Genomic DNA, 19542 nt, shown 5'->3' with positions numbered 1-19542 from the left:
AGCCTGCGGGGGCTGGTTCACCGTAGGACCATCCCTGGACCCAGGGATGGTGGCGGGCTTGCCAGGTGACCGCACGTCAGCAAGTGTATCAGTTGTTGCCTGTCGGGGAACCTTGCCGGATGTGCGGTGTGGATCCTGGCCCCCGGGGAATTAACCGGGGCGACAGAATTCCCTGCCATGGTCTCCGGATGAGATGTTTCATAATTCGACTGTCGGGAATTCTTGCCGTTTTCCCTGTGCGGGTTGGACGGGGTGCGGTCCCGGGTGGCCTTGCAGCGGCCCGGGACCGGGGCATCAGAGGTCGATCATGAGCCGCAGGTAGGTGCGGATCTCGTCGGCTTCCTTGTCGGTGACGGTTCCGAGCGGCCTGGCGCCGAGGAGTCGTTGCTCGGAGATGGTGCGCACGTCGTCGGTGCGGGCCCAGCTGGGGCGGTCGAGGCCGGAGCGGCGGGAGGTGACGGGGACGTGGTGGGGCAGGCCGCGGTCGGCGGTGGTGAGGGGGACCACGATGGCCATGGCGGTGGGGAAGGCGGCGAACAGGGGGCTGGAGACGACCACGACGGGGCGTCGGCCTGCCTGCTCGGAGCCGATGACCGGGGACAGGTCGGCCATCCAGACCTGCCAGGGGGCGGACTTGCGGCTCACGCCTCACCGCCCAGGCCGTCGCCGGCCGCGCCGTCCCACTGGTCCAGCTCGTTCTGGTAGTCGGCCCAGGCGGTCTCGTCGGCCTCCAGGCGGGCGTAGGCGGCGAGGATCTGGTTCTTGCGGTGCTCGGTCAGCAGGTGTTCCAGGGCGGCGTTCAGCGTGACTCCGCCGAGGTCGTCGGCCGCCAGGCGCGCGAGCTCGTCGCGCACCCCGGCCTGCACCTTTATGGTCGTCATCGTCATACCGTCGAGGATACCCAGAGGTATACCGTCTGGCATCCCAGCAGAGGCGCCTCTGGGGGCCCGGGCAGGCCGCCGGGAGGCCGGCCCTCCCGGGTATGCGCAGAGAATGGGTCTTCCTGGGCGCTTCTGTTTCCCTGCTGGAGACGGGTAATTCCGCCACAGAAAGCGCTTCGGCCGCCATATCTGGAATCGACATAGCGGCCAAAGAATGAACATTTCTTCAATGCGCCTTTCCTGAAGCCCTACGGAATGGACCGTCCATACGGAATCTGAGTCATGCTGTAGGGGGTTTCTCCGTTGCTTCTGGCCTGCTTCGGCCAGCGTTTTGCGTGGAGGAGACGCACCTGCCACCAGGGGTCGTCCCCGGGCGGGCTGTTCTTCTCGGCGCGGCGGAGGGCGCGGGGGGTGGGCAGCTCCAGGATGATCGGCCGTCCCTTGGTGGTGCGGCGCTGGCGGTCGCAGGACGGGCACTCCAGGCGGTCCGGGTCGGCGTTCCCGTCCAGCTCGCCTGGGGAGTCGTGGGCGCCGCCGAGCGGGCCCTTGCAGGTGTGGCACGGGTGCAGGGCGTCGTTGTGGGCGCGGGCGGCGAGCAGCCGGGCGCGGTGCCTGGCGTCTGCGGCGTCCTGCTCGGCCTTGGCGGCCCGCTGTTCCTCGGCTTTCTCCTGGTCCTCGCGTTCTTGGCGGCGCTGGTCGATCAGGTCCCAGTCGGGTTCGTCGTTGAGGGCGTCGGTGAGGGAGTGCCAGCCGGGCCGGCCGAAGCGCCACCAGGTGGGTCCTTGCCAGCCGTGTTCGCGCAGGCGCTCGACGGTGGTGCCGAGCACGGGGATCTTGCCGTGGAAGGTGGCGTACGTGACGCCTTCCTGCTCGCCCGCCCAGCCCTGCCAGTGCTCGCTGGTGGCGTTGCGCAGGTCTTTCAGGCGCTGTTCCAGGGCCTCGGGGCTGTAGCGGGGGCGGCTGCCCCTGGTGCCCTGGTCCAGGACGAACAGGACAGGCGGGCGGACGGTGCGGCGGTGGCTGTAGCCGTACTCGGGCTCGGGTGCGTTGTAGCGGACCTCGACCTCCAGGCGCTCCTGGCCGCCGTCCTGGACGGTGCGGTCGAAGTAGCGCTTGTAGTTGTCGAGCTTGCCGGCGACCTTGCGCACGTCGGTCATGGTGCCCCGGTCGAGCTCCAGGAAGGCCACCGGGATGCCGATCTCGGGCAGGCGGACGACGGCGTCGGGGATGACGTTGAACTTGCCGGTGATGGTGTGGGGTGTCTCGGTGGCCCAGGCTTCGATGCCGCCGGGCAGTGGGCCGGTGGGCAGGGGGCGGCGCGGGGGTGCCTGGCGGTTGTCGGTGCGGGGTGGGGCGCCGTGGGTGGTGGTGCCGGTGACGGCGGTGATGATGAGCTCGTTGACGAGCATGGCGTGCGGGGCGCCGGTGAGGCCGGCGCCGCGGGCGTGGCCGCCCATGTCGCGGTCGTCGCCGAGTGCTTCGGCGGCGGCGGCCAGGCCGAGCGGGGTGAGGCCGACGATCTTCTCCGCACCCGGCCCGCCCGGCTTCGGCTTGGCGCCCGTTCCCTCGGCCGGGGTGGTCTTGGGTGCGGGTCGGCGGCCCGGCGGCGAGGTGGCGCCGCGTACGTCGACCAGCTTGTGCTTCTCCAGGTCCCGGACCGCTTCGGCCACGTGCTCGACGCGGTGGTGGGCGCGGTACTCGTCGGCGGCGATCAGGGCGTGCAGCTGCTTGTAGGTGGCGATCTTCAGCACGCCCAGCGCCGCGAGGACGTCGGCGCGCAGCGGGGCGGTCGAGCCGTTGGGGTTGCGGGCGGAGCGGCGGAAGTGCACCCGACCGGGGCGGCTCGGGCCACCGGGCTGCTGCTCGTCCTGGTCGTCGTGGTCGTCCATGCTGCTCCCCGTGGTGATGATCGTCCTGCCTCTCTACCTCACACCACCGACATCGCCCGGCCGCCGCCCGTCCCCGCCAACGCCGCCCGCTCCCGCTACGCGCCGACCACCGGGAGGCGCCCGGCCGCCCCGGCCGGGAAGGGGGAGAGCCACAGCGGCTCTGGAGCGGGGTAGGGCAGCACTGGACCCGGCGGTGAACCCGAGCCCGCCCTACCCAACTGCACCACCAACCACCAACAGCTCAAAGAAGGGAAGGGAAGGGGTTGTCGGCAGCACCGGGTAGGCCAGAATCTTGGGGATGACCTGGGCTGATGTCGAAACCTTGGTGAGGGGAGCCCCCCGGGGCAACACCCGGGGACGGCCCCGGGGAGACACCCGGGGATCTGTGGCCGGCTCTTTCGCCTCGCTGGCCCGTGCGCGCGCCGTGACGGCGCTTCGGGTAGCACGCCGGACGTTACCCGGGGCGGGCTGTGGGCGGTACCTCGTACGGCTGGCTCGACGCGGGCCGCGGTCGGCCGGTCTTGCGCTGCGGGTTTGGCGGCCGGGGTGACGAAGGCGGGTCCGGCGGCGTTGGAGCGGGGGTGAGCAGTACTTCTTCGTCCCGTGTGCGGCGCGGTCTTGGGCTGGGGCCGGGTGCCGGCCGGGCTTTGGCCGCTGTGGGTGTCCAGTCGTCGCGGTCGCCGTTGCCGTGGGCCCGGGAGTCGGTCGAGGCGGATCTGCAGCGTGTGCTGGCGGAGCATCGGCGGCTGGTGGCCGAGCGGTGGGCGGAGGTGTTCGAGGACTTGGACGAGGACGTCCTCGGCGAGGCCGGCCAGGAGGCCCGGCAGGACGGGCGGGACCCGGGCCGGGCCGTCGATGTCCTGGTGCGGGGTCTGGTCCGGCAGCTGGAGGAGTGGAAGAAGGCCGGCACCGGGCTGGAGGAGTCGCTGGGGGCGGCGGCGCTGGGGCGGCCGTTGCCGGTGTGGGCGGCCGATGCCCTGGCCGCCGAGCAGGGCCGGCTGTGGGGGGCGCGGCAGGCGCTGCTGGAGGCGATCGCCCGGCACCACCACGGCGGCCCCGCGCCCTGGTGAGGGCCGGTCAGCGGGCGGGAGTCGGCCCGGTGGGCCGGTGGGCGCGCAGGATGGCGTCGAGTGCAAGGTCGGAGCTGGGGTGGGTCTTGGGGCGGGAGAAGTGGTCGACGAGGAGCCTGGCGGTGCCGCGCGGCTGGTGGAGGAGGGCGATCCAGCCGGCCTGGCCCCACGGTCCGTCGGGCAGGGGCGCGGTCCATCCGACCGGCCTGCTGTGGTGGCGCAGCTGGAGGACGCCCTTGGCGTCGGGGGTAAGCCAGGAGCCGAGTTCCCAGCCGGGGCCGAAGGTGGGCTCCAGGTCGTCCAGGAGGTCGGGGAAGTCGAAGCGGGTCTCGGGGTCGGTGCAGGCGGTACGCCGGGCCTGCTCGGCGATGTCGGCCGCCGATTGCCAGGCCGGTGCCTCCTTGGGGGCCGGCTCGGTTGTGGGGGTCGGCTCGGTCGCGGGGGCGGTCGCAGCGGGGGCCGGAGTTTCGCCCCGCGGGGCGTTTGTCTCCTCCGGGGCGGCGCCGTCGTCGTCCGGGCCGTCGAGGCCCCAGTGGTCGATCCGCTCGCGGGAGCGGGCGACGACGCGCTCGTGCGCGCTCAGGTGAGGCCAGCGGGCCTTGTCCCGGATGTCCTGTGCGGCCATGTAGGCGCGGGTGCCGTAGGCGGGCAGCACCTTCGCCAGGTCCGCGAACGCGTCGGCCGGATCACCGGCGGCGGTCTCCTCCAGGAAGCGGGTCAGGCGGCGGCGCAGCGCGTCGGCGATGCCGAGGAGGTGCTGGCCGTCCCGGCCCAAGTGGGCGAGGTCGTCGTCGGCCTCGGCCTCGGTTGCTGTTGCGGGGGTGGCGGGTGCGGCGCTGTGTGGTGCTGCGGTGGGGCTGGGTGGGGTGTCCTCGGCTGCCGCTGCGCGGGTCTTGGCCTTGAGGCGGTCGATCTTGCTTCGGCACGAGCGCGAGCAGTACTGCTTCGGGCGTCCGGTGGGGCCCTTCGGCGCCGGGTTGGGGCAGTCGGGGCGGGCGCACCGCGGGGCTTGGCCCGCGTCGTCGGCCGGCTGGTCGGTGGCGGCGGTCGGCGGGGCGCTGTCCATTCCGGGATCGTAGCCGCCGAGGTCGGCGTGCCGGGCGGGTTTCGCCTCGCATCCGGTGGCGGGGCGATAGTCCGGGCCCGGTGGGCGGGGACAAGGGGGTCTGCGGCACGGCCCCGCCGGGTTGTCCCGGGGCCGTGCCGTACTTCGGTGGCGGCGGCGAAGCGGGTGCGGCACGGTCGTGGGGCGGGGGTGTACCGGTGCGCTGACCTGCGGTGGGGAGTTCGGCGGGGCGAAACTCCCCGGGTGTGCGGGGCGGAACTCACCGGGCCGTTCGGTGCTCTGTTGGCCGGTCACTGTGACTTCGACGGATACCTTGCGAATCCGAACCGCATCTTGCGAGTCGCAGGTGACCGCTCGCCCGCTCCGCGCTGACCTGCGACTTCGCCGGAGCGGCCGGGTCGACCACGTCCTAGCCTCGCAAACTATCGGTCGGAACGACTCGCAGACTTCGCCTCGGAACTTGGCCGTGGCCTGCGGCGACTCGGGGGAGCCTCGCAAACTATCGGTCGCAGTCACAGTCACCGGGTGCGGTGGTGTCCGGCGTCGGCGGAGGGTGGGGTGGTGGGCGTTCTCGTGGTGATCGAGCAGCCGCAGCAGCCGGACCTCCTGGTCGTGCACGCCGCCGGCTCCGACCCGGACGTGCCCGGTGACCCGCTGCCGGTGACGGCCTGCGGGATCGAGACCGCGAGCATGGTCGTCGACCCGTGGCGGCCGTCCGGTCCGGGCTCGCGCTGGTACCCGCCCCGGTACGCCGGGCACGTCTGCCCGCGCTGCGAGCGGGCCGTCCGATCGATGTGAGCGCCGGCTCCTGGGCGGTCGGCCTGATGCGGGTCGGCCTCGGTCAGGCCGGGGCCTGGGCGGCGAGGCCGCCGGGGCCAAGGCGTCGCCGGCTGCTTTGCGGGAGGGCCTGGCCGGACTCGGCCTCGGAGGCGGTCGGGGCGGAGAACGGCGAGCTGAGACGCTCGGCCGGGAGCAGCCGTTCGGCGAGCGGTTCGTCGGCAGCGTCGCCCGCGTGCGAGAACGGCTGGGCCAACGGGCGCCGGGGCGGATGGCCGTTTTGATCACTCATGGCTGACAGTCTGTCACCCCGGGCTCGGCTACGGACGGGATGGGTACGAGGCCGAGCCCGCCCTGGCCCACCGACCCGAGCGAGGAAAGGCGGGTCGGGTTCGCCGGGGTCGGTGCCGAGCTGTACGCCCACCCGTTCTGGGCGACGGACCCGGCGGGCCTGGGCGAGGCGGCCTCGGCCGGCGGGCCGCCGCTCAGGCAGTCGCCGCTTCGGCCTCGCTGATGCGCTTGTGCACTGCGGTCAGGAGCTTCGGGTACTGGCCGTCGGCCCTGGCCTGGACGAAGGCCGGATGCTCGCCCGCCTTCGTCCAGGCGGTGCCGGCTGCCTCTCGCAGCTGCCGGAGCCGCTCGGTGAGATCCGGCGGCCAGAACGAGGCGGCCGGCCCGTCCTGCAAGGCGCCCGCCGGCGGATCGGCCGGCCAGCACAGGCGCTCCAGCCACTGCTCCGGAGCGGGGAATCTTGTACGGGCCTCCGCCGCGATCTCGGCGGTGAACTCCTCGACCGCGCGCTGCGCGGCCCGGGCCGCCAGCTGCAGAGCGATCAGGTCGTCGGGAACAGAGATGTCATCAGGCACAGGAGAGGAGCCTACGGGGCAGGAAGCCCCGCCGGAGTGGACTGCGGCAGTGCCGTGGTCCACACCCACCCGATCGCCCAGCACCGGATCGGCGCGCTCCCCCTGGCCGCCTGCGCCGCCCTCCACCAGGTCGAGGAGATCGGCAGCACCGCCGAGCAGCTGCTCGCTTGCCGCCGCTACGCGCTGACCGACGACGCGCGGGCCGTCGAGCGGTTCTGAGACCGCAGGTCAGGCCTGGGGAGGCTTCCGACAGATCCCTCGACCGGATGTCGGGAAGGCGGCACCCGCCGGTGATGGCCCGTGAGTGCGCGTCTCGGGTCCGGCGGGCGCCGTTGGCAGCGTAGCCGGGCGCGATGGCCGGACCGCGGCCGCCGAGCCGATGGGCCGGCGGAAAAGCTCAAGAACCGCTTGCCGCGCCGCATGCTCTCCCATCGGGCTCCGCCCGATCCTGCAGGCTGTGGTGCCCGGGCCTGGGCAGCAGCTCTACCGTCGAGCCTCCGGCGGGTTTGCCGCCCGTGCCACTGCCGCTGCCCGGGCCCGGCGTCGTAGCCGACCTGCTGACCGTTGCAGCTGGGCTGTACGGCGCCGATCACGGAAGTCCGGCTGCCGCCGGACCCGGGCCTTGACGGCCCTTTCCGCGCTCATCCAACCGATAGCCGGCTTCCGTGCCCTACCGGTACGCGATGGCGGCGCAGGATCATGGGCGCGGGTCGCGACGGGCGGCCCTGCCGCCGCTGCGGTCGTCGTGGATGGTGGTGCGGCTCGTTCTCGTCCAGGTGGGTTGTGGCGGTTGGGCTTCAGGGCCGGCGCGCAGGCTGGTGGGTGGGCAGGCCGGTGCGGCAGGGGCCTTGGCCCCGTACAGGTACCCGCCAACCCGTCGACGGCAACTACCCAGGGAGCGCCGTCCTCGGCGCGAGCGGTGCGGCGACGGGCCGACGGCTGGGCCGGCCACGGCCCGGACGGCGGATCCGGCGGCGCAGGGTAGGCGGCAGCGAAGGATGGTCCAGCGCATCCGGGCGCTGGCCAGGGTGCGGTAGCGGAGCGCGCCGCGGCCGACCGTCCCGGTCGGGATCGACCGCAACGGCGTCGTGGTTGTTGCCCGGGCCCGGTCCGGGCAACAGGGCAAACGGGCTACGTTCCGCAATGGGGAGAGTGAGGGGAGGCCCCTGGCGCCATGCCGCTGATCGGCTCTCCGCACGCGCCCGCCCTCCGACCGGGCGAGAGTGAAGGAAACCGGAGGCACTACGGGAGGCAACGGTGGGCGAAGCCAGAACCGACAAGCCGGACGAGGCACACCGTCGGCCGGCGGGGGTGAACGACGCGACCGTCGAAGCCCTGGGGGTGCTGTCGAAGGCGCTGGAGTACACGGTGCGGGCACGCGGTCACCTGGTGGCCTTCCACCAGATGACCGGCGGCGCGGACAAGATGCTCGCCGAAGCAGCCCGCCTGCTGCGCGAGGCCGGCCACCAGGAGCAGGCCGACCTCGTCGAACACCGGCTGGTGGGCCGCGACGTCCTGCCGGGCATGTGGACCTACCAGGTCGTCGAGGCCTACGACGACACCTACTACCGCATCCTGGAACAGGCCGAGGACCAGGTCCGCCGCGAGCTCGCCGCCGGACGCCGGCACCTGTGGGAGGCCGAGATGCAGCAGGCCGCCCGCTCCCGACGACCGTCCTGACCGACGGACCCGGCGGGGCGCAGCGTGGCCGGGTCCCGGGGAGACAGGGGGGTGGTCCGCGGGACCCGGCCGGTGGGAGGCCAGCAGCGCCGGGTGGCATGGCGCGGCTGCTCTGCTCGGCGGCCCGGTGGTGCTGTGGTGGGGCCGCCGTGGCGGGAATGCTAGACCCGCTGGTCGGCGGGTGGCCAGGGCTTTGACCTCGGTTTTTTCGGCCGCGAACATGCCATCGGCGGCGGCTACGGAGTCCCCGGCGTGCCCTGACCGGTCGGAGGGGCGTTGACCCGGTCATGAATGATCACACGCCGTACCCCACCCTGCCGTCGCCCGCTGCGTCCTGGTGGCACGCCGGTGCCCCGGCCGGTCCGGCCCCGACCGCGTATGCGAGGAAGTGCGCCATCCCGGGACTGGCGTCCTGGGCGCAGCGGGCGACGGCGGCGGGTGTGGAGGTGGGGATCGCGGGCGGGTTGATGACGGCGTATCTGGCCGGGTTGTCGGTGTTGTCGCCGGCGTTCGCGGCGTTGCAGGTGGTTGCGTTGTTCGCGGGCGAGGACATCCGGGGTGTGTTGGCGGGCGGGTACTGGGTGGTCGGCGGCGGGTGGCTGCTTGTGCAGTGGGCCGAGCGCGGGCGTACCGGTCAGGGGCTTGGTGGGCGGCTGGTGGGGATCGTGCTGGTGGACGAGGACACCGGTGCGCCGATCGGGGCGGCGCGGGCTCTGGTGCGCGGTGTTCTGCACGTTCTGGACGCTCTGCCGGGGTTCGCGGGGTTCGTCCGTCCGGTGACCCAGGTGCGGCGTCAGACCTGGGCCGACAGCATCAGCCGCAGTGTCGTCGTGCGCCAGGACGTGATCGATCGGATCGCCCTGCCCCGCCAGGGGCAGTAGTCGGCGACGGCTCGCCCGTGCCGCGGCGCGGGCGCCGGGGCGGGCGGCGCACGGGCGTGGCGGTGTCAGCGGTGGGGGCCGATGAGCAGCACGGTGAGCACCGCGTCGTCCTGGCCGTCGCGCTCGGGGCGGCCGGTCTCGTCCTGGCCCCAGGTCCAGTAGATCCGCCAGGCGCCGGCGCCGTTCTCCACGTAGGAGTCGAAGACGCGGCGGCCGGTGTGGCCGGGCAGGGCGTGGTAGCGGTGGGTGCGGAGGCCGGGGTGGCGGGGGTCGGCGGCGAGCTGGTCGAGCGCGCGGCGCACCCGGCGCAGCTTCGCCGCACCGGTGCGGCGGCGTTCCAGGCAGCGCAGGGTGCGGGCGGCGGCGGGGGCGTAGTGGAGCGTCGGCATCGGCATCTCCTTCGTCGGGGCATGCAAAAGGGCCCGCCTCCCCGGTGGTGGGGAGACGGGCCCGTGGTGCGGTGAGTGGGCGGACGCGTTGTTCGTCGGACCGGACGGCGTCCGGGCGCGGGTGTGGTCAGCCGGCCGGGTGGGCGTGGCCTGCGGTGGCGATGCACTCGACGTCCAGCTGGTCGGCGAGATCGGCCAGCACCGCGCTGAGCCCGGTGGTGGTCACCGGGTCCATGCCGGGCACGTCCTGGTGCGCCCACTCCTGCCAGGTGGCGGCGATGCCGCGCAGCAGGCCGGTGACGAAGTCGGCCGGGACCACCAGCGCCCCGTCCTGGTCGCGGTGCACCGGCAGCCGGAACTGCTGCTCATGGAATTCCATGGATTTCCTCCGGATGTATTTCGCTCGGTCGGTCAAAGAAAAAACCCCGGCCGATTTTTCGGCGGCCGGGGCTGGCCTATTTCGGCGACACGATGGCCACTGAAGGGGTACTACAGCTCGACGTCCATCCAGGCGATGTCGTTGAGTTCGACGTCGAGGCTGCGGGCGCGGTGGCCGCCGTCCTTGAAGTACTCGTCGCGCAGGGTCTCGGCGAGGGTCTGCTCCTGCTGGGCCTGGCTGGCTCCGGCGTCGCGGGCCCCTTCGACGGGATCCTCGTCCGTTCAAAGGGTGGTGATCCTCAGGAGGTGGCCGGTGGGAAGGATGCCGTCGCCTCGGGATCCGAAGCGGCGGTGCTCAAGCCGGGCGGGCAGACCGGCAGCGACGGCCTCGGCGGCGGTGCGTCGGACGTGATTGGCGCCGGTCCCACCGATCGTGATCTCCACGCTGTGGTCGGTGCCGTGGTCGGCGAGCCGCAGGGTGCAGATCTCGCTGGTCGGCAACCCACTCGCCCATGGCGCCAGGGCGCGCAACAGGGCGGCGGTCCGGGCGGTCGTGGTGGTGCGCGGCGCCGGGGGCGCCGTTGGGAGGTCGGGGTGCGGAGTGAGGACGAGCAGGCCGACGGTGGAACCGCTGGGCAGTGCGGTGTAGGCCTGGTAGCAGTACGTACCGTCGGCAACCGGCTTGAGCTCGCCCTTCGCTCCAAGGATGTCACCGAGGTGGTCGAAGGCAGAGCGCACTTTGGCGATCGGGGCGCCGAACGGCCCGGTGACCTGGATGTCGGGCATCGCGGCCAGCTGCAGGTTGATGGCGACGTTAAGGGGCTGGTCCAGGTTGCCGGCTCGCTCCAGGAGGTCGGCGGCTTCGGCCATCAGGCGAACCAGGTTGGTGCTGGTGCTGGTCACGGCTGGATTCCTCTCAATCAGGTGAATGAGCAGCGCCCACTCGGGCTGGAGAGACGGCCAGGGTGTGGGTGTGTGGGCAGGACGGTCTGTTCGGCGTTACAGCCCCTCCAGGTCCATCCAGGCGACGTCGTTGAGCTCGACGTCGAGGCCGGAGGCGCGGCGGCCGCCGTCCTTGAAGTACTGCTCGCGCAGGGCCTCGGCAATGATCTGCTCCTGCTGGGCCTGGGTGGCTCCGGCGTCGCGGGCCTCGTAGAGCCGGCGGGCGACGTCGCCGGGCATCTTCTGCGTGATCATGCGCTCGCGCGGGTCGTCGGTCGAGCCGCCGGCCGCCGAGTAGCCGAAGGTCGCCTGGATGTGCAGCATGAAGCCGTTCTTCTCGGCGTCACGGCGCACCCGCTTCTTCACCCGCGGCTGCCAGCCGGCGCGGACCTTGGTCTCGATGGCCTTGGCGGCGGCGGGCTTCGGGGTGCCCTGGCCCTTGAGCCAGCGCTGCACGGTGCGCTGGCTGACGCCGAGGTCCTGGGCGAGCTTCCTGGTGGAGCCCTTGGCGCCCTTGAGCAGGAACCGCATCCGGGCGGCGGTGGACTGCGGGATCGGGCGGGTGCGCTCCGCGCGCTCCAGGCCCTCGTCGATCTCCCCCATCGGGCTGTCCTTCCTCGGGGTCGTGATGGTGGTGAGGACCGCCCGGTGCCGGGCGGTCGGGTTCAGCGGGTCCAGCCGATGAGGGTGAGGCGGTGGCCGCGGTCTTCGAGGTCGCGGCGGGAGACGACTTCCTCGCGGGCGGTCACCAGCGGCAGCGCCAGGTCGTCGTCGCCGTCGCTGGTCGGGACGTCGTTCCACACGCCGCCCTGGTCGTCCAGCCACAGGGCGGTGTGGTCCTCGCTCGGCGCGGCGGGCGGCGCGATGATGCCCGCGGCCTGTGCGGCGCGCAGCCAGGTGTCGGCCTGCTCGGTCAGCTCGGCCCGGATCTCCGGCTTGAGGCGGATCCAGGCGGCCGAACCCGTCCGGGTGTGGTTCCAGTAGGCGGCGGCGAGCTGTTCGGCGCGCGGGTCGTGCTGCATGGGTCCCTCCCTGTTCCGGGCCGCCGGTCCTGGCGGCCCGCTGCTGATGGGTCGTGCGGTGCGGGCGCCGGCCGGGCCCGGGTGGTGCGCGCCCGGCCGGGGCGCCGGCTACTCGTCGGCGGAGACGACGCCGGTCTTGATGTGTCGGGCGGGGTTCGCGTCGTCGGCGAGCAGCTCGGCGATCTCCGGCATCGGCCTGCTGCCCTCGAACTTGACCATCCCGGGGCTGACGCCGAGGCGCAGCGAGGTGGTGAGGGTGCCGTCCGGCTTGGTGAGGATGTCGAGGGCGCCGGGGCCGGGTGAGGCGAACACCGCGCAGTCGGAGAGCACCGCGAAGCAGCGCAGGCCGGTGTCGCCGGCCATCTTGCGGAGTTTGCGGTGGAGGTTGACGGTGGCGGTGTCGATGACCAGGGCGCGCATCAGCGGGTCCCAGGTCGACCGCTCCAGGGCGGCCCAGCGCTCGCCGGGCTTGTAGCCGTGGCCGCGGGGGCGTTCGCGCATCTTGCCGATGGTGCCCTTGGCGGTCTGCTTGATGGCGGTGAGGATGGCGCTGAGGATGGCGAGCTCGGCCGGGTCGCCCTGCTTGACGGCGGCCATGGCGTTCAGGAACGCCACCGGGTCGTCGGCGGTGAGCGGGACGCCGAGGGCGGCCATCGTGTCCAGGTACGCCTGCCGCAGCCGCTTGTGCCACGGGTCGAGGTAGGGGCCGTGCTCGTAGCGCAGGTACGCCTCGGTGGGCTGTACCTGGGCGCCGAGTTCCATGGCGTAGGCGACCTTCACCGTGGAGTACCAGGCCGGCCCGGTCGGGCGGGAGCCGTCCGCGGTGAACGGGCTGGGGAGCAGCGGGTTGGTGTCGACGGCGGACAGGTCGACCAGCCAGCTGCCGGGGGTCTTGGGGTCGAAGGCGGGGTTGAGCTCGTGCACCGGGCCGGACAGCGGCAGCGTCAGGCGGCCGGCGGCGGCGAGGAAGGCCATGTTCACATCGAGGCCGACCGCGAACGGCGCCGCCTGCTCGGCGTCGGTGAGGGGGCGGTGCCAGTCCCACGCCTCGGTCACCAGCTCGCCGCCCGCCTCGCGGTCCTGGGCGAGCGGGTGGACGTCCGGGACCTCCGGCGGCGCCGGGTCGAACGCGTCCTTCGGGCGGGAGCCCTCCACCGGCCCGGACATCCAGCCCGTTTCGGTGCGCACCGCCCGGGTGGGCGGGCGCAGCGCGGTGACGAGTTCGAGGCCGGAGACGGCGGTGGAGCCGCGCGGGGTGAGGACGCGCTTCGCGTAGGTGCCGAGCAGGCGGGCCAGGTCGGCCGGGCCGAGGCCGTCGGGGATCTGCCAGCCACCGGACGCGAGCGCGCCCCAGGCGGGGATGCACAGCTGCACGCAGACCCGCTTGCCGTCCTCCGGAGTGCGGTAGATGCGGGCCCAGGGGCCCAGGCCGCGCTGGGTCAGCAGCCAGCCCGCCTTCTCCACCTGCTTAACGGCCTTGTGCGTCTTCGGCAGCTGACCCAGGCGCTGCACGAACTCGCGCTTCTCATCCCGGCCCATCGGCGGCAGGCCGATCTCCGCGAGCGCGGCGTCGGTGAGGACGACCAGGGCGTCGCCGTCCTTGCCGTGCCGATGCAACCGCGGCGAACCGAGCTTCACCTCCAGCGCCCACTCCACGACGTCGGCGAGCGTGCGCCCGGTCGGCGCGGTCGGCGCCTGGGTGCCGTCGGCGAGGTAGGCGACCAGCGCCCGGCCGGACGGGGCGACGTCCAGCACCGCGAGCGGACCGGCCGGGAAGCGGGCCGATGCGGCCTGCTCCCAGTCGGCCGGGCCCTCGGCCGCGGCCGGCTTCTTCGCCGGGGCCTTGCGCGCCCGCGACGACGCCGCTGGACGCGACGACCCGGGACGGCGCGGCGCAGCCGCAGGGGCGGCCCCGGGCGCGGCCTGGCGGGGCGCAGCGACCGGAGCGACCGAGGCAGCCGGCTCCGGCGCCACTGCGGCGGCCGGGGCGACGGGGGTGGGCTGCTGCTGGACGACCGGAGCGGCGGCGGGGCGGCAGAACCCGCCCAGGTGCATCGGGTGGCCCTGGGCGCGGTAGACCGACGGCTGCCCGCACTGCACACACGGCGCGGGCTCCGCCATCAGCAGCGAGCCGTCCGGGTTCTGGTCCAGCATCACCAGCTGCGCCGCCGGGGCCGGCTGCTCGGCCACCGGGGCGGCAGCGAACGCCTCCGGCACCACGGCCGCCACCGGCGACTGGGGCGCGGGGAAGCGGGCGGCCAGGCCGCGCAGCAGCCGGGCGTAGTCACCGCGCTGCGGCGGCCGCGGGTCGCTGCGCCCGGTCTCCCAGGCCCAGATCGTCTCCTCCCTCACCCCGACCCGCTCGGCCACCCGGCCCCGGGTCAGCTTCGCCGCCAGGCGCAGCCGCTTGCGCTCAGCCGGCGGCGGGAGCTCCTCTTCGTCGATCTCCGCGAGCAGCGCGTCGATCGGGTCGATCCCCTCGGTCATGACGTACCTCCTGCCGTCCATCGTAGTGCAGTTTCTAATGCTGGATCTAATGCTTTGCTAACCCGTGAGGGTGATTCCGGACAGTGCCGAATGTGACGGAGCAGGACAGTCTGCGAGTGGAGCACCGTAGGTTGCGATGCGAGCCCGGCGCGGCCAGCGCCCGTAAGGCGTTGACCTGGGATTCTTGAGCTGGCTGCCCCGGCTGCTGCTGCCCGGCTCGCAAGATAGGGCGCTCCGCCCTCGCAAACTGCGGTGCACCGCTACGCCGCCGACCAGCAGGTCCTAAACGATCACTCGCGAACTACGGTGCTCCGTCACACCGAAGAGGGCGTGGTCATCGGGCCGGGGCACCCTGGCGAGGAGCCCTACCGGTGGCGACGCCACCGGCATCGCCCCCGCTTCCTGACCGGCCGCCGCCCCGACTTCCCGCCTCCGCGCCCGGTCCGACGGCCCCGATCCCGCGCACGGCGACGCCGCCGGGTATCACCCCCTGGGAGGCCGTTCGCGTCCGGCCGGTTTCCGGGAACAGGCCCCGGACGGGCGGCGGCTCTGGCATGCTCACCCGAATGGCGGCAGGCACCGCGTAGCCGGGGCCTCACGCGGAGTCAAACTGAAGGCCGGGGTGGGCAGTGCAGATCAGCGCGACGGTGTTCCTCGCGATCGTCATCGTCGTCCGCCTGCGGCGCATCACCCACGCCCGCAGCCGCGTCGACGAGGCGTTCACCGTCTTCACCGCCGTCGTCTTCGGCGTCCTGATCGCCGCCACGTCCTGGGGCCGCGCCATCCTCCAGCTCGTCGGCGTCGCCGTCAATGCCACCCACTGACACCACCCGGGCACCGGGGATCACCCGCGGGTGATCCCCGCACGACGTGGGACGGGGCGATCGAGCGCGCCAGCTGCGCGCCAGCTACACCGTGATCACTGTCTGGGTGCCGCCGACGAGGGCGCGGCGCTTGTCCGGCAGCAGCTTCAGCGCGTGGGTCGGGCCGACCACGAGGTCGACCACGGCGATGCCGTAGTGCGCCGAGAGCCGGTCGAGGTCGGCCACCGCCCAGCCGTGCCGGCCGCCCAGTTTCCGGCTGACCTGCGCCTGGCTGAGCCCGAGCCCGAGCGCCAGGTCGGCCTGCGACCCGCCCGTGGCACGGAGCAGCGCCGCAATCGTGTCCCGCAGCAGGCCCTCTGACGTGCCCATATACGCCTCCTCCCGCATGGGTCATGCGTTGCACGTATAAGTGCCTGTTTCTGAACCCCCGGCCGGGGCTGGCTCGCTAGCCTGATACCAGGTGGACCGGAGACCAAGGTCGCCATGGCGACCTTGAGAACGATCAAGGAGCGCGATGCCTGGAACGCAGCGGCCGCGGCCTGCTCGGTGAGGGCGTAGGCGCGCCGGTCGCCGGTCGCCGGTGCGGGAGGCCGGGACGGCGGCCAGGTGGATCAGCAGCACTCCGGCCGGGATGGTCCGGGGCGCGGGTCCGGCCCAGGTCCTCCGGCCGCCGCGCCCGCCGCTCTTCTCCGGCGGCGCCGACGACGACGGCCGGGCCCGCGGAGTCCGGCAGACGGTCGAACATCTCCGCCTCGGTCTCATTGGACTGCGGTCAGGAGTCCGGGATCTGACGTGTGGCATCGAGCTCCAGCAACCCGAGAAGGATTGAGTCCCGCGACGCACGCTCAGCACGTTCCTTGGTAAGAGCGACAAAGCGTGCGACGACCGCGGCCTCGGACTCGCTGAACAGGCTCCGGGTCTCTTCCGCAGCTGTGGCGACTGCCTGTGCCCGCTCGTACGCCCGCCGGGCCTCCACGAACTCGGGGTTCAAAACCTCGATGTACCCAGCATCCGCGAGACGTCGCAGCCCTGCCTGTGTCTCATCGGCCGGCAGATCGAATTCGTTGATGAACCACTCGACATCACCGATGTCACCGCAGACCTCGTTCAGCCACCGGCATCGCATGTAGAGCCCCAAGTCCGCGAGTGCCAGGCTCCTGTCGGTAACGGGTTTGTGCGCAACGACGAGGTAGTAGTCCTGACCTCCAAAGTCAGAGTTGATGGCGGTGATCGGCGGAACCTTTTCCATGCTGATCCAATCGGTGGGTGGCGTCGGCACCACGTGGATTGTCCTCTCGCTTGTAGGCCCGCCCGACTGGATCGCTAGATCGTCTTCTGCGGGGCGATCATGGCCCCGCCCGATCCTGCGGACGCGGGCGGGGCCGCAGGCGCACTGAGGGGCGCTCAGGGACCTTCTCGCGCCACCTACAGTCCGAGGTCCGACGCCATGTTCGGGCTGGGGGTCCATCCGGCGCCGGCGTAGGCGTCGGCGGCCGGGCTGGCTTCCATGTCGCGGGTCATGTCGACGATGCGGCTGTAGTGGCCCTGGAACGCGGCTGTGATCACGGCCTGCGGGCCTCCGCGGTGTTTGGCGACGTTGAGCTCGACCTCACCGGCGCGCGGGGAGTCCTTCTCGTGCAGGTCCTCGCGGTGGAGCAGGATCACGATGTCGGCGTCCTGTTCGATCGAGCCGGACTCGCGCAGGTCGGAGACCATCGGCCGCTTGTCCTGGCGCTGCTCGGGGCCGCGGTTGAGCTGGGACAGCGCCACGACCGGGCACCCCAGCTCCTTGGCCATCAGCTTGAGGCTGCGGGAGATGTCGCTGATCTCCTGCTGCCGGTTCTCGAACCGCCTGCTGCCGCCGGACTGCATCAGCTGGAGGTAGTCGACGACGACCAGGTCGAGGCCGCCGTGCTGCTGGGCGATACGCCGGGCCCGGGAGCGGATCTCCATCAGCGTGAGGTCCTGGGAGTCGTCGATCACCAACGGCGCGTCCATGATGGCCTGCGTCCGGCGGGCCATCCGCTGGACGTCGTCGTCGACGAACGTGCCGGCCTTGATGTGGTGCAGCGCCACCTTCGCCTCGGCGGAGAACAACCGCTGGACGATCTCCTTGCGACCCATCTCCAGGGAGAAGAACACGCAGGTCCTCAGCTGGTGAACGGCGCAGGCGCGGGCGAAGTCCAGGGCGAGGGTGGACTTGCCGACGCCCGGCCGGGCGCCGATCACGATGAGCTGGCCGGGCAGCAGGCCGCTGGTGAGCCGGTCCAGGTCGGCGAACCCGGTGGACAGCCCGGCCAACTCCTTGCGGGTCTTGGCCGCGTCCAGGTCGTCGAAGAACTGCTCGACGTCGTCGCGCACCGGCGCGTACGGCGTGCTGACGGTGCGGGCGGTGACCGCCTGGTAGAGCTCGGCCTGCGCGGCCTGGACGATCTCGTCGACCTCGCCCTCGGCCGCGTAGCTCATCGCGGCGATCTTCGTGCCCGCCTTCGCCAGGCGCTTGAGCACCGCGCGCTCGTGCACGATCTTGGCGTAGTAGTCGGCGTTCGCGGCGGTGGGGACCGTGTTCACCAGGGTGTGCAGGTAGCCACGGCCGCCGACGCGCTGGAGCTCGCCGCGCTTGGCCAGCTCGTCGGCGACGGTGATCGGGTCGGCCGGCTCGCCCCGCCCGTACAGATCCAGGATCGCCAGATGGATCAGCTCGTGCGCGGGCCGGTAGTAGTCCGCCGGCTGCATGACCTCGACGACCTCGCCGATCGCCTCCTTGGACAGCAGCATGCCGCCCAGCACCGACTGCTCGGCGGGGATGTCCTGCGGCGGAACCCGCTCCAGGCCGCCCCCGGTGGGCTTGTTCCCACCCTTGGCCGGCCCGCCCCACCGGGGCGCGGGCAGCTGCTCGACGTACGGGTCCTCGGCCGGAACGTAGTCGTCCTCCGGCACGTCCTCCGGCACGTCGTCGGGCTCCAAGCCAGGGTCGCCGGGCAGTACGCTCATGGGGAATCTCCTGTTCGAGGGATGGTTCGATCCGGCGGCCGGGGGTGCAGACCCCGGCCGCCGCTTGCTGTCCGAGACGGGTTTCGAGACGGGTCAGGCGTGGGCCTTCGGCAGCCACGGCAGGCCCTCGGCCGCCAGAATCTCCGCGACCGACCGCCCCTCCGCCCTGCCCTCCCGCCGCTGCTCCGCCTCGATCACGCAGGCCGGACAGTCCAGCGGGAGCGCCGGGTGCCGCGAGCACTTGCCCGGATCCAGTCGGCGGGGCGCAGCCGGCTTGGCGGGGGCACCGGCGTACTGGGCCGTGGTGGCCTCCGCCAAACCGACCCAGGTCGGCTGGGTGGTGCCCATCCAGGCCGCCACCGAGATCAACCACTCCACCGAGGCGCCCGCTGCGACGAGGGCCCGGGCCGAATCGGTGAACTCGGCCACCGCGGTGCGGCGCCGGTGCGGTCCGAAGCCGGCGCTGTTCCTGGCGTCGGACCAGGCCGCCACGATCCGCAGCACCTGCGGGTCGTCGGCAGCCGGTGTCGTATCCGACCGCTGGCCGGGCACCGACGGCGCAGCCCTCTCGCTGTTTTCCTTCTCGATCTTCTCACTCTCCGTTACCTCGGAGGCTCCTGGGACGGTCGCGTTCGACGCGACGTCCGGGAGAGAGAAGGGGACAGAGTTAAAGGACAGATTTGGGGTGCTTGAAGCACCCCCTCCCGGTGCTTCAAGCACCCGGGTGCTTGAAGCACCCGGGGCAAAATCGGGCGAATCAGCTGAAATTTCAAGGGGGGTGCTTGAAGCACCCGGGGTGCTTGAAGCACCCCCCTCCTCACTCGCAGTGCCCTTCGGGGCGTCCTTCGCGTCCTTCTTCGGGCGCTTCGTCCCCTTGTCCGCGCGGGCCTTCTTCTCCGGCGCGGGACCCAGGTTCGGGCGGTCCTCCGGGCGCAGCGGGGCCAAGCCGCGGTCGACACGCTCCTGGTTGACCTTCTCCATCTGGTCAGTGCTGTAGAAGGAGTACGGGATCAGCACGTCGTAGACCTTCGGGCGGACGTGCTCCGGGATCCGGAACGCCGCCCGCTGGTCGCCCTCGCGGATCAGGCCGCGCCGCTCGAGCTCGTTCAGCCGCCGGGTGACCGTCGACTTGTCGCACAGGCCGGACTTGGCGAGCGTGTTGCGCGACGGGTAGGAGTCGGTCCCGTCGCTGTTCGCGCGGCGCGCCAGCGCGATCAGAAGCAGGCGCTCATAGGGGTCCGACACGGGCGAGTGCTCGGCGGCCCACTCAACAGGCAGAAAGCTCATCGGGTCACCTCCGATCCGGTGGCGAGCACCAGGAGTGGCCCGACCTGGACGGCCGGACGGTGGGAGGGGCGGATCTGGACATGGGTGTGGTTCTGCATGCCCATAGAGG

The 19542-nt window shown here is 72.5% G+C and carries 22 protein-coding genes; 6 read left to right on the top strand and 16 right to left on the bottom strand.

The features are described from left to right. Positions 1–294: 294 nt before the first annotated feature. From ACGFSC_RS42285 to ACGFSC_RS42275, 3 genes are all read right to left on the bottom strand, one after another. The gene (locus ACGFSC_RS42285; protein ID WP_359909762.1) at positions 295–645 is read right to left on the bottom strand and encodes a type II toxin-antitoxin system PemK/MazF family toxin; all 351 of its coding nucleotides are present in this window, start codon (positions 643–645) and stop codon (positions 295–297) included. Continuing rightward, positions 642–887 carry a hypothetical protein gene (locus ACGFSC_RS42280; RefSeq protein WP_359909765.1) on the bottom strand — a complete coding sequence of 82 codons (246 nt, stop codon included), beginning with the start codon at positions 885–887 and terminating at the stop codon, positions 642–644. Before ACGFSC_RS42280 ends, ACGFSC_RS42285 begins: the two co-directional genes overlap by 4 nt. A 242-nt stretch (positions 888–1129) precedes the next feature. Beyond that, positions 1130–2770: a hypothetical protein gene (locus tag ACGFSC_RS42275; RefSeq protein ID WP_359909768.1), complete on the bottom strand. Its 1641-nt coding sequence runs from the start codon at positions 2768–2770 to the stop codon at positions 1130–1132. 725 nt (positions 2771–3495) lie between these two features. Between ACGFSC_RS42275 and ACGFSC_RS42270 the strand changes: the two genes are divergently transcribed. After that, positions 3496–3840, top strand: a complete 345-nt coding sequence (locus tag ACGFSC_RS42270; protein WP_359909771.1) for a hypothetical protein — start codon at positions 3496–3498, stop codon at positions 3838–3840. Between the two features lie 7 nt (positions 3841–3847). Here the strand turns inward: ACGFSC_RS42270 and ACGFSC_RS42265 are convergent, their stop codons facing one another. Beyond that, positions 3848–4906, bottom strand: a complete 1059-nt coding sequence (locus ACGFSC_RS42265; RefSeq protein ID WP_359909774.1) for a hypothetical protein — start codon at positions 4904–4906, stop codon at positions 3848–3850. 558 nt (positions 4907–5464) lie between these two features. Between ACGFSC_RS42265 and ACGFSC_RS42260 the strand changes: the two genes are divergently transcribed. Continuing rightward, positions 5465–5704, top strand: coding sequence for a hypothetical protein (locus tag ACGFSC_RS42260; protein ID WP_359909777.1), 240 nt, complete (start codon positions 5465–5467; stop codon positions 5702–5704). 43 nt (positions 5705–5747) lie between these two features. On the opposite strand, the gene ACGFSC_RS42255 is transcribed toward ACGFSC_RS42260, so the two are convergent. Further along, the gene (locus ACGFSC_RS42255; RefSeq protein ID WP_359909780.1) at positions 5748–5975 is read right to left on the bottom strand and encodes a hypothetical protein; all 228 of its coding nucleotides are present in this window, start codon (positions 5973–5975) and stop codon (positions 5748–5750) included. Between the two features lie 193 nt (positions 5976–6168). Then, positions 6169–6549: a hypothetical protein gene (locus ACGFSC_RS42250; protein WP_359909783.1), complete on the bottom strand. Its 381-nt coding sequence runs from the start codon at positions 6547–6549 to the stop codon at positions 6169–6171. 36 nt (positions 6550–6585) lie between these two features. On the opposite strand from ACGFSC_RS42250, the gene ACGFSC_RS42245 reads away from it, so the two are divergent. From ACGFSC_RS42245 to ACGFSC_RS42235, 3 genes are all read left to right on the top strand, one after another. Next, a complete protein-coding gene (locus tag ACGFSC_RS42245) occupies positions 6586–6768 on the top strand; it encodes a hypothetical protein (RefSeq protein WP_359909786.1) in 183 nt (60 codons plus the stop codon). Between the two features lie 1038 nt (positions 6769–7806). Continuing rightward, positions 7807–8229, top strand: coding sequence for a hypothetical protein (locus ACGFSC_RS42240; protein ID WP_359909789.1), 423 nt, complete (start codon positions 7807–7809; stop codon positions 8227–8229). A gap of 287 nt (positions 8230–8516) precedes the next feature. Continuing rightward, positions 8517–9110 carry an RDD family protein gene (locus ACGFSC_RS42235; protein WP_359909792.1) on the top strand — a complete coding sequence of 198 codons (594 nt, stop codon included), beginning with the start codon at positions 8517–8519 and terminating at the stop codon, positions 9108–9110. A gap of 65 nt (positions 9111–9175) precedes the next feature. Here ACGFSC_RS42235 and ACGFSC_RS42230 read toward each other — a convergent pair whose 3' ends face one another. The 6 genes from ACGFSC_RS42230 to tap form a co-directional block, all read right to left on the bottom strand. Next, complete coding sequence (locus ACGFSC_RS42230; protein WP_359909795.1) at positions 9176–9499, bottom strand: hypothetical protein; 324 nt, start codon at positions 9497–9499, stop codon at positions 9176–9178. A gap of 127 nt (positions 9500–9626) precedes the next feature. Further along, positions 9627–9878: a DUF6213 family protein gene (locus ACGFSC_RS42225; RefSeq protein ID WP_359909798.1), complete on the bottom strand. Its 252-nt coding sequence runs from the start codon at positions 9876–9878 to the stop codon at positions 9627–9629. Positions 9879–10159: 281 nt separating this feature from the next. Beyond that, the gene (locus ACGFSC_RS42220; RefSeq protein ID WP_359909801.1) at positions 10160–10780 is read right to left on the bottom strand and encodes a hypothetical protein; all 621 of its coding nucleotides are present in this window, start codon (positions 10778–10780) and stop codon (positions 10160–10162) included. 96 nt (positions 10781–10876) lie between these two features. Next, a complete protein-coding gene (gene tpg / locus ACGFSC_RS42215; RefSeq protein WP_359909803.1) occupies positions 10877–11422 on the bottom strand; it encodes a telomere-protecting terminal protein Tpg in 546 nt (181 codons plus the stop codon). A gap of 62 nt (positions 11423–11484) precedes the next feature. Next, positions 11485–11841 carry a hypothetical protein gene (locus tag ACGFSC_RS42210; RefSeq protein WP_359909806.1) on the bottom strand — a complete coding sequence of 119 codons (357 nt, stop codon included), beginning with the start codon at positions 11839–11841 and terminating at the stop codon, positions 11485–11487. A 108-nt stretch (positions 11842–11949) separates the two neighbouring features. Next, entirely contained in the window at positions 11950–14328 is a 2379-nt protein-coding gene (gene tap / locus ACGFSC_RS42205) for a telomere-associated protein Tap (protein ID WP_359909809.1), read from the bottom strand. 629 nt (positions 14329–14957) lie between these two features. On the opposite strand from tap, the gene ACGFSC_RS42200 reads away from it, so the two are divergent. Further along, a complete protein-coding gene (locus ACGFSC_RS42200; protein WP_359909812.1) occupies positions 14958–15152 on the top strand; it encodes a hypothetical protein in 195 nt (64 codons plus the stop codon). A gap of 84 nt (positions 15153–15236) precedes the next feature. Here the strand turns inward: ACGFSC_RS42200 and ACGFSC_RS42195 are convergent, their stop codons facing one another. The 4 genes from ACGFSC_RS42195 to ACGFSC_RS42180 all read right to left on the bottom strand — a co-directional run bounded on the left by ACGFSC_RS42195 (position 15237) and on the right by ACGFSC_RS42180 (position 19433). Beyond that, entirely contained in the window at positions 15237–15521 is a 285-nt protein-coding gene (locus ACGFSC_RS42195) for a helix-turn-helix transcriptional regulator (RefSeq protein ID WP_359909815.1), read from the bottom strand. A gap of 403 nt (positions 15522–15924) precedes the next feature. Further along, on the bottom strand, positions 15925–16431 hold the full coding sequence (locus ACGFSC_RS42190) for a hypothetical protein (RefSeq protein WP_359909818.1): 507 nt from the start codon (positions 16429–16431) through the stop codon (positions 15925–15927). 146 nt (positions 16432–16577) lie between these two features. Continuing rightward, positions 16578–18146, bottom strand: a complete 1569-nt coding sequence (gene dnaB / locus ACGFSC_RS42185) for a replicative DNA helicase (RefSeq protein WP_359909821.1) — start codon at positions 18144–18146, stop codon at positions 16578–16580. Positions 18147–18239: 93 nt separating this feature from the next. After that, positions 18240–19433 (bottom strand): helix-turn-helix domain-containing protein, encoded by a 1194-nt coding sequence (locus ACGFSC_RS42180; protein WP_359909824.1) that lies wholly within the window; start codon positions 19431–19433, stop codon positions 18240–18242. Positions 19434–19542 lie beyond the last annotated feature (109 nt).

Source organism: Kitasatospora sp. NPDC048715 (assembly GCF_043198905.1).
In the GTDB taxonomy this organism is placed as follows: Bacteria; Actinomycetota; Actinomycetes; order Streptomycetales; family Streptomycetaceae; genus Kitasatospora; species Kitasatospora lactacystinica.
Note: the sequence above shows the minus strand (reverse complement) of the source record. Positions and strands in the feature narration are given on the sequence as shown.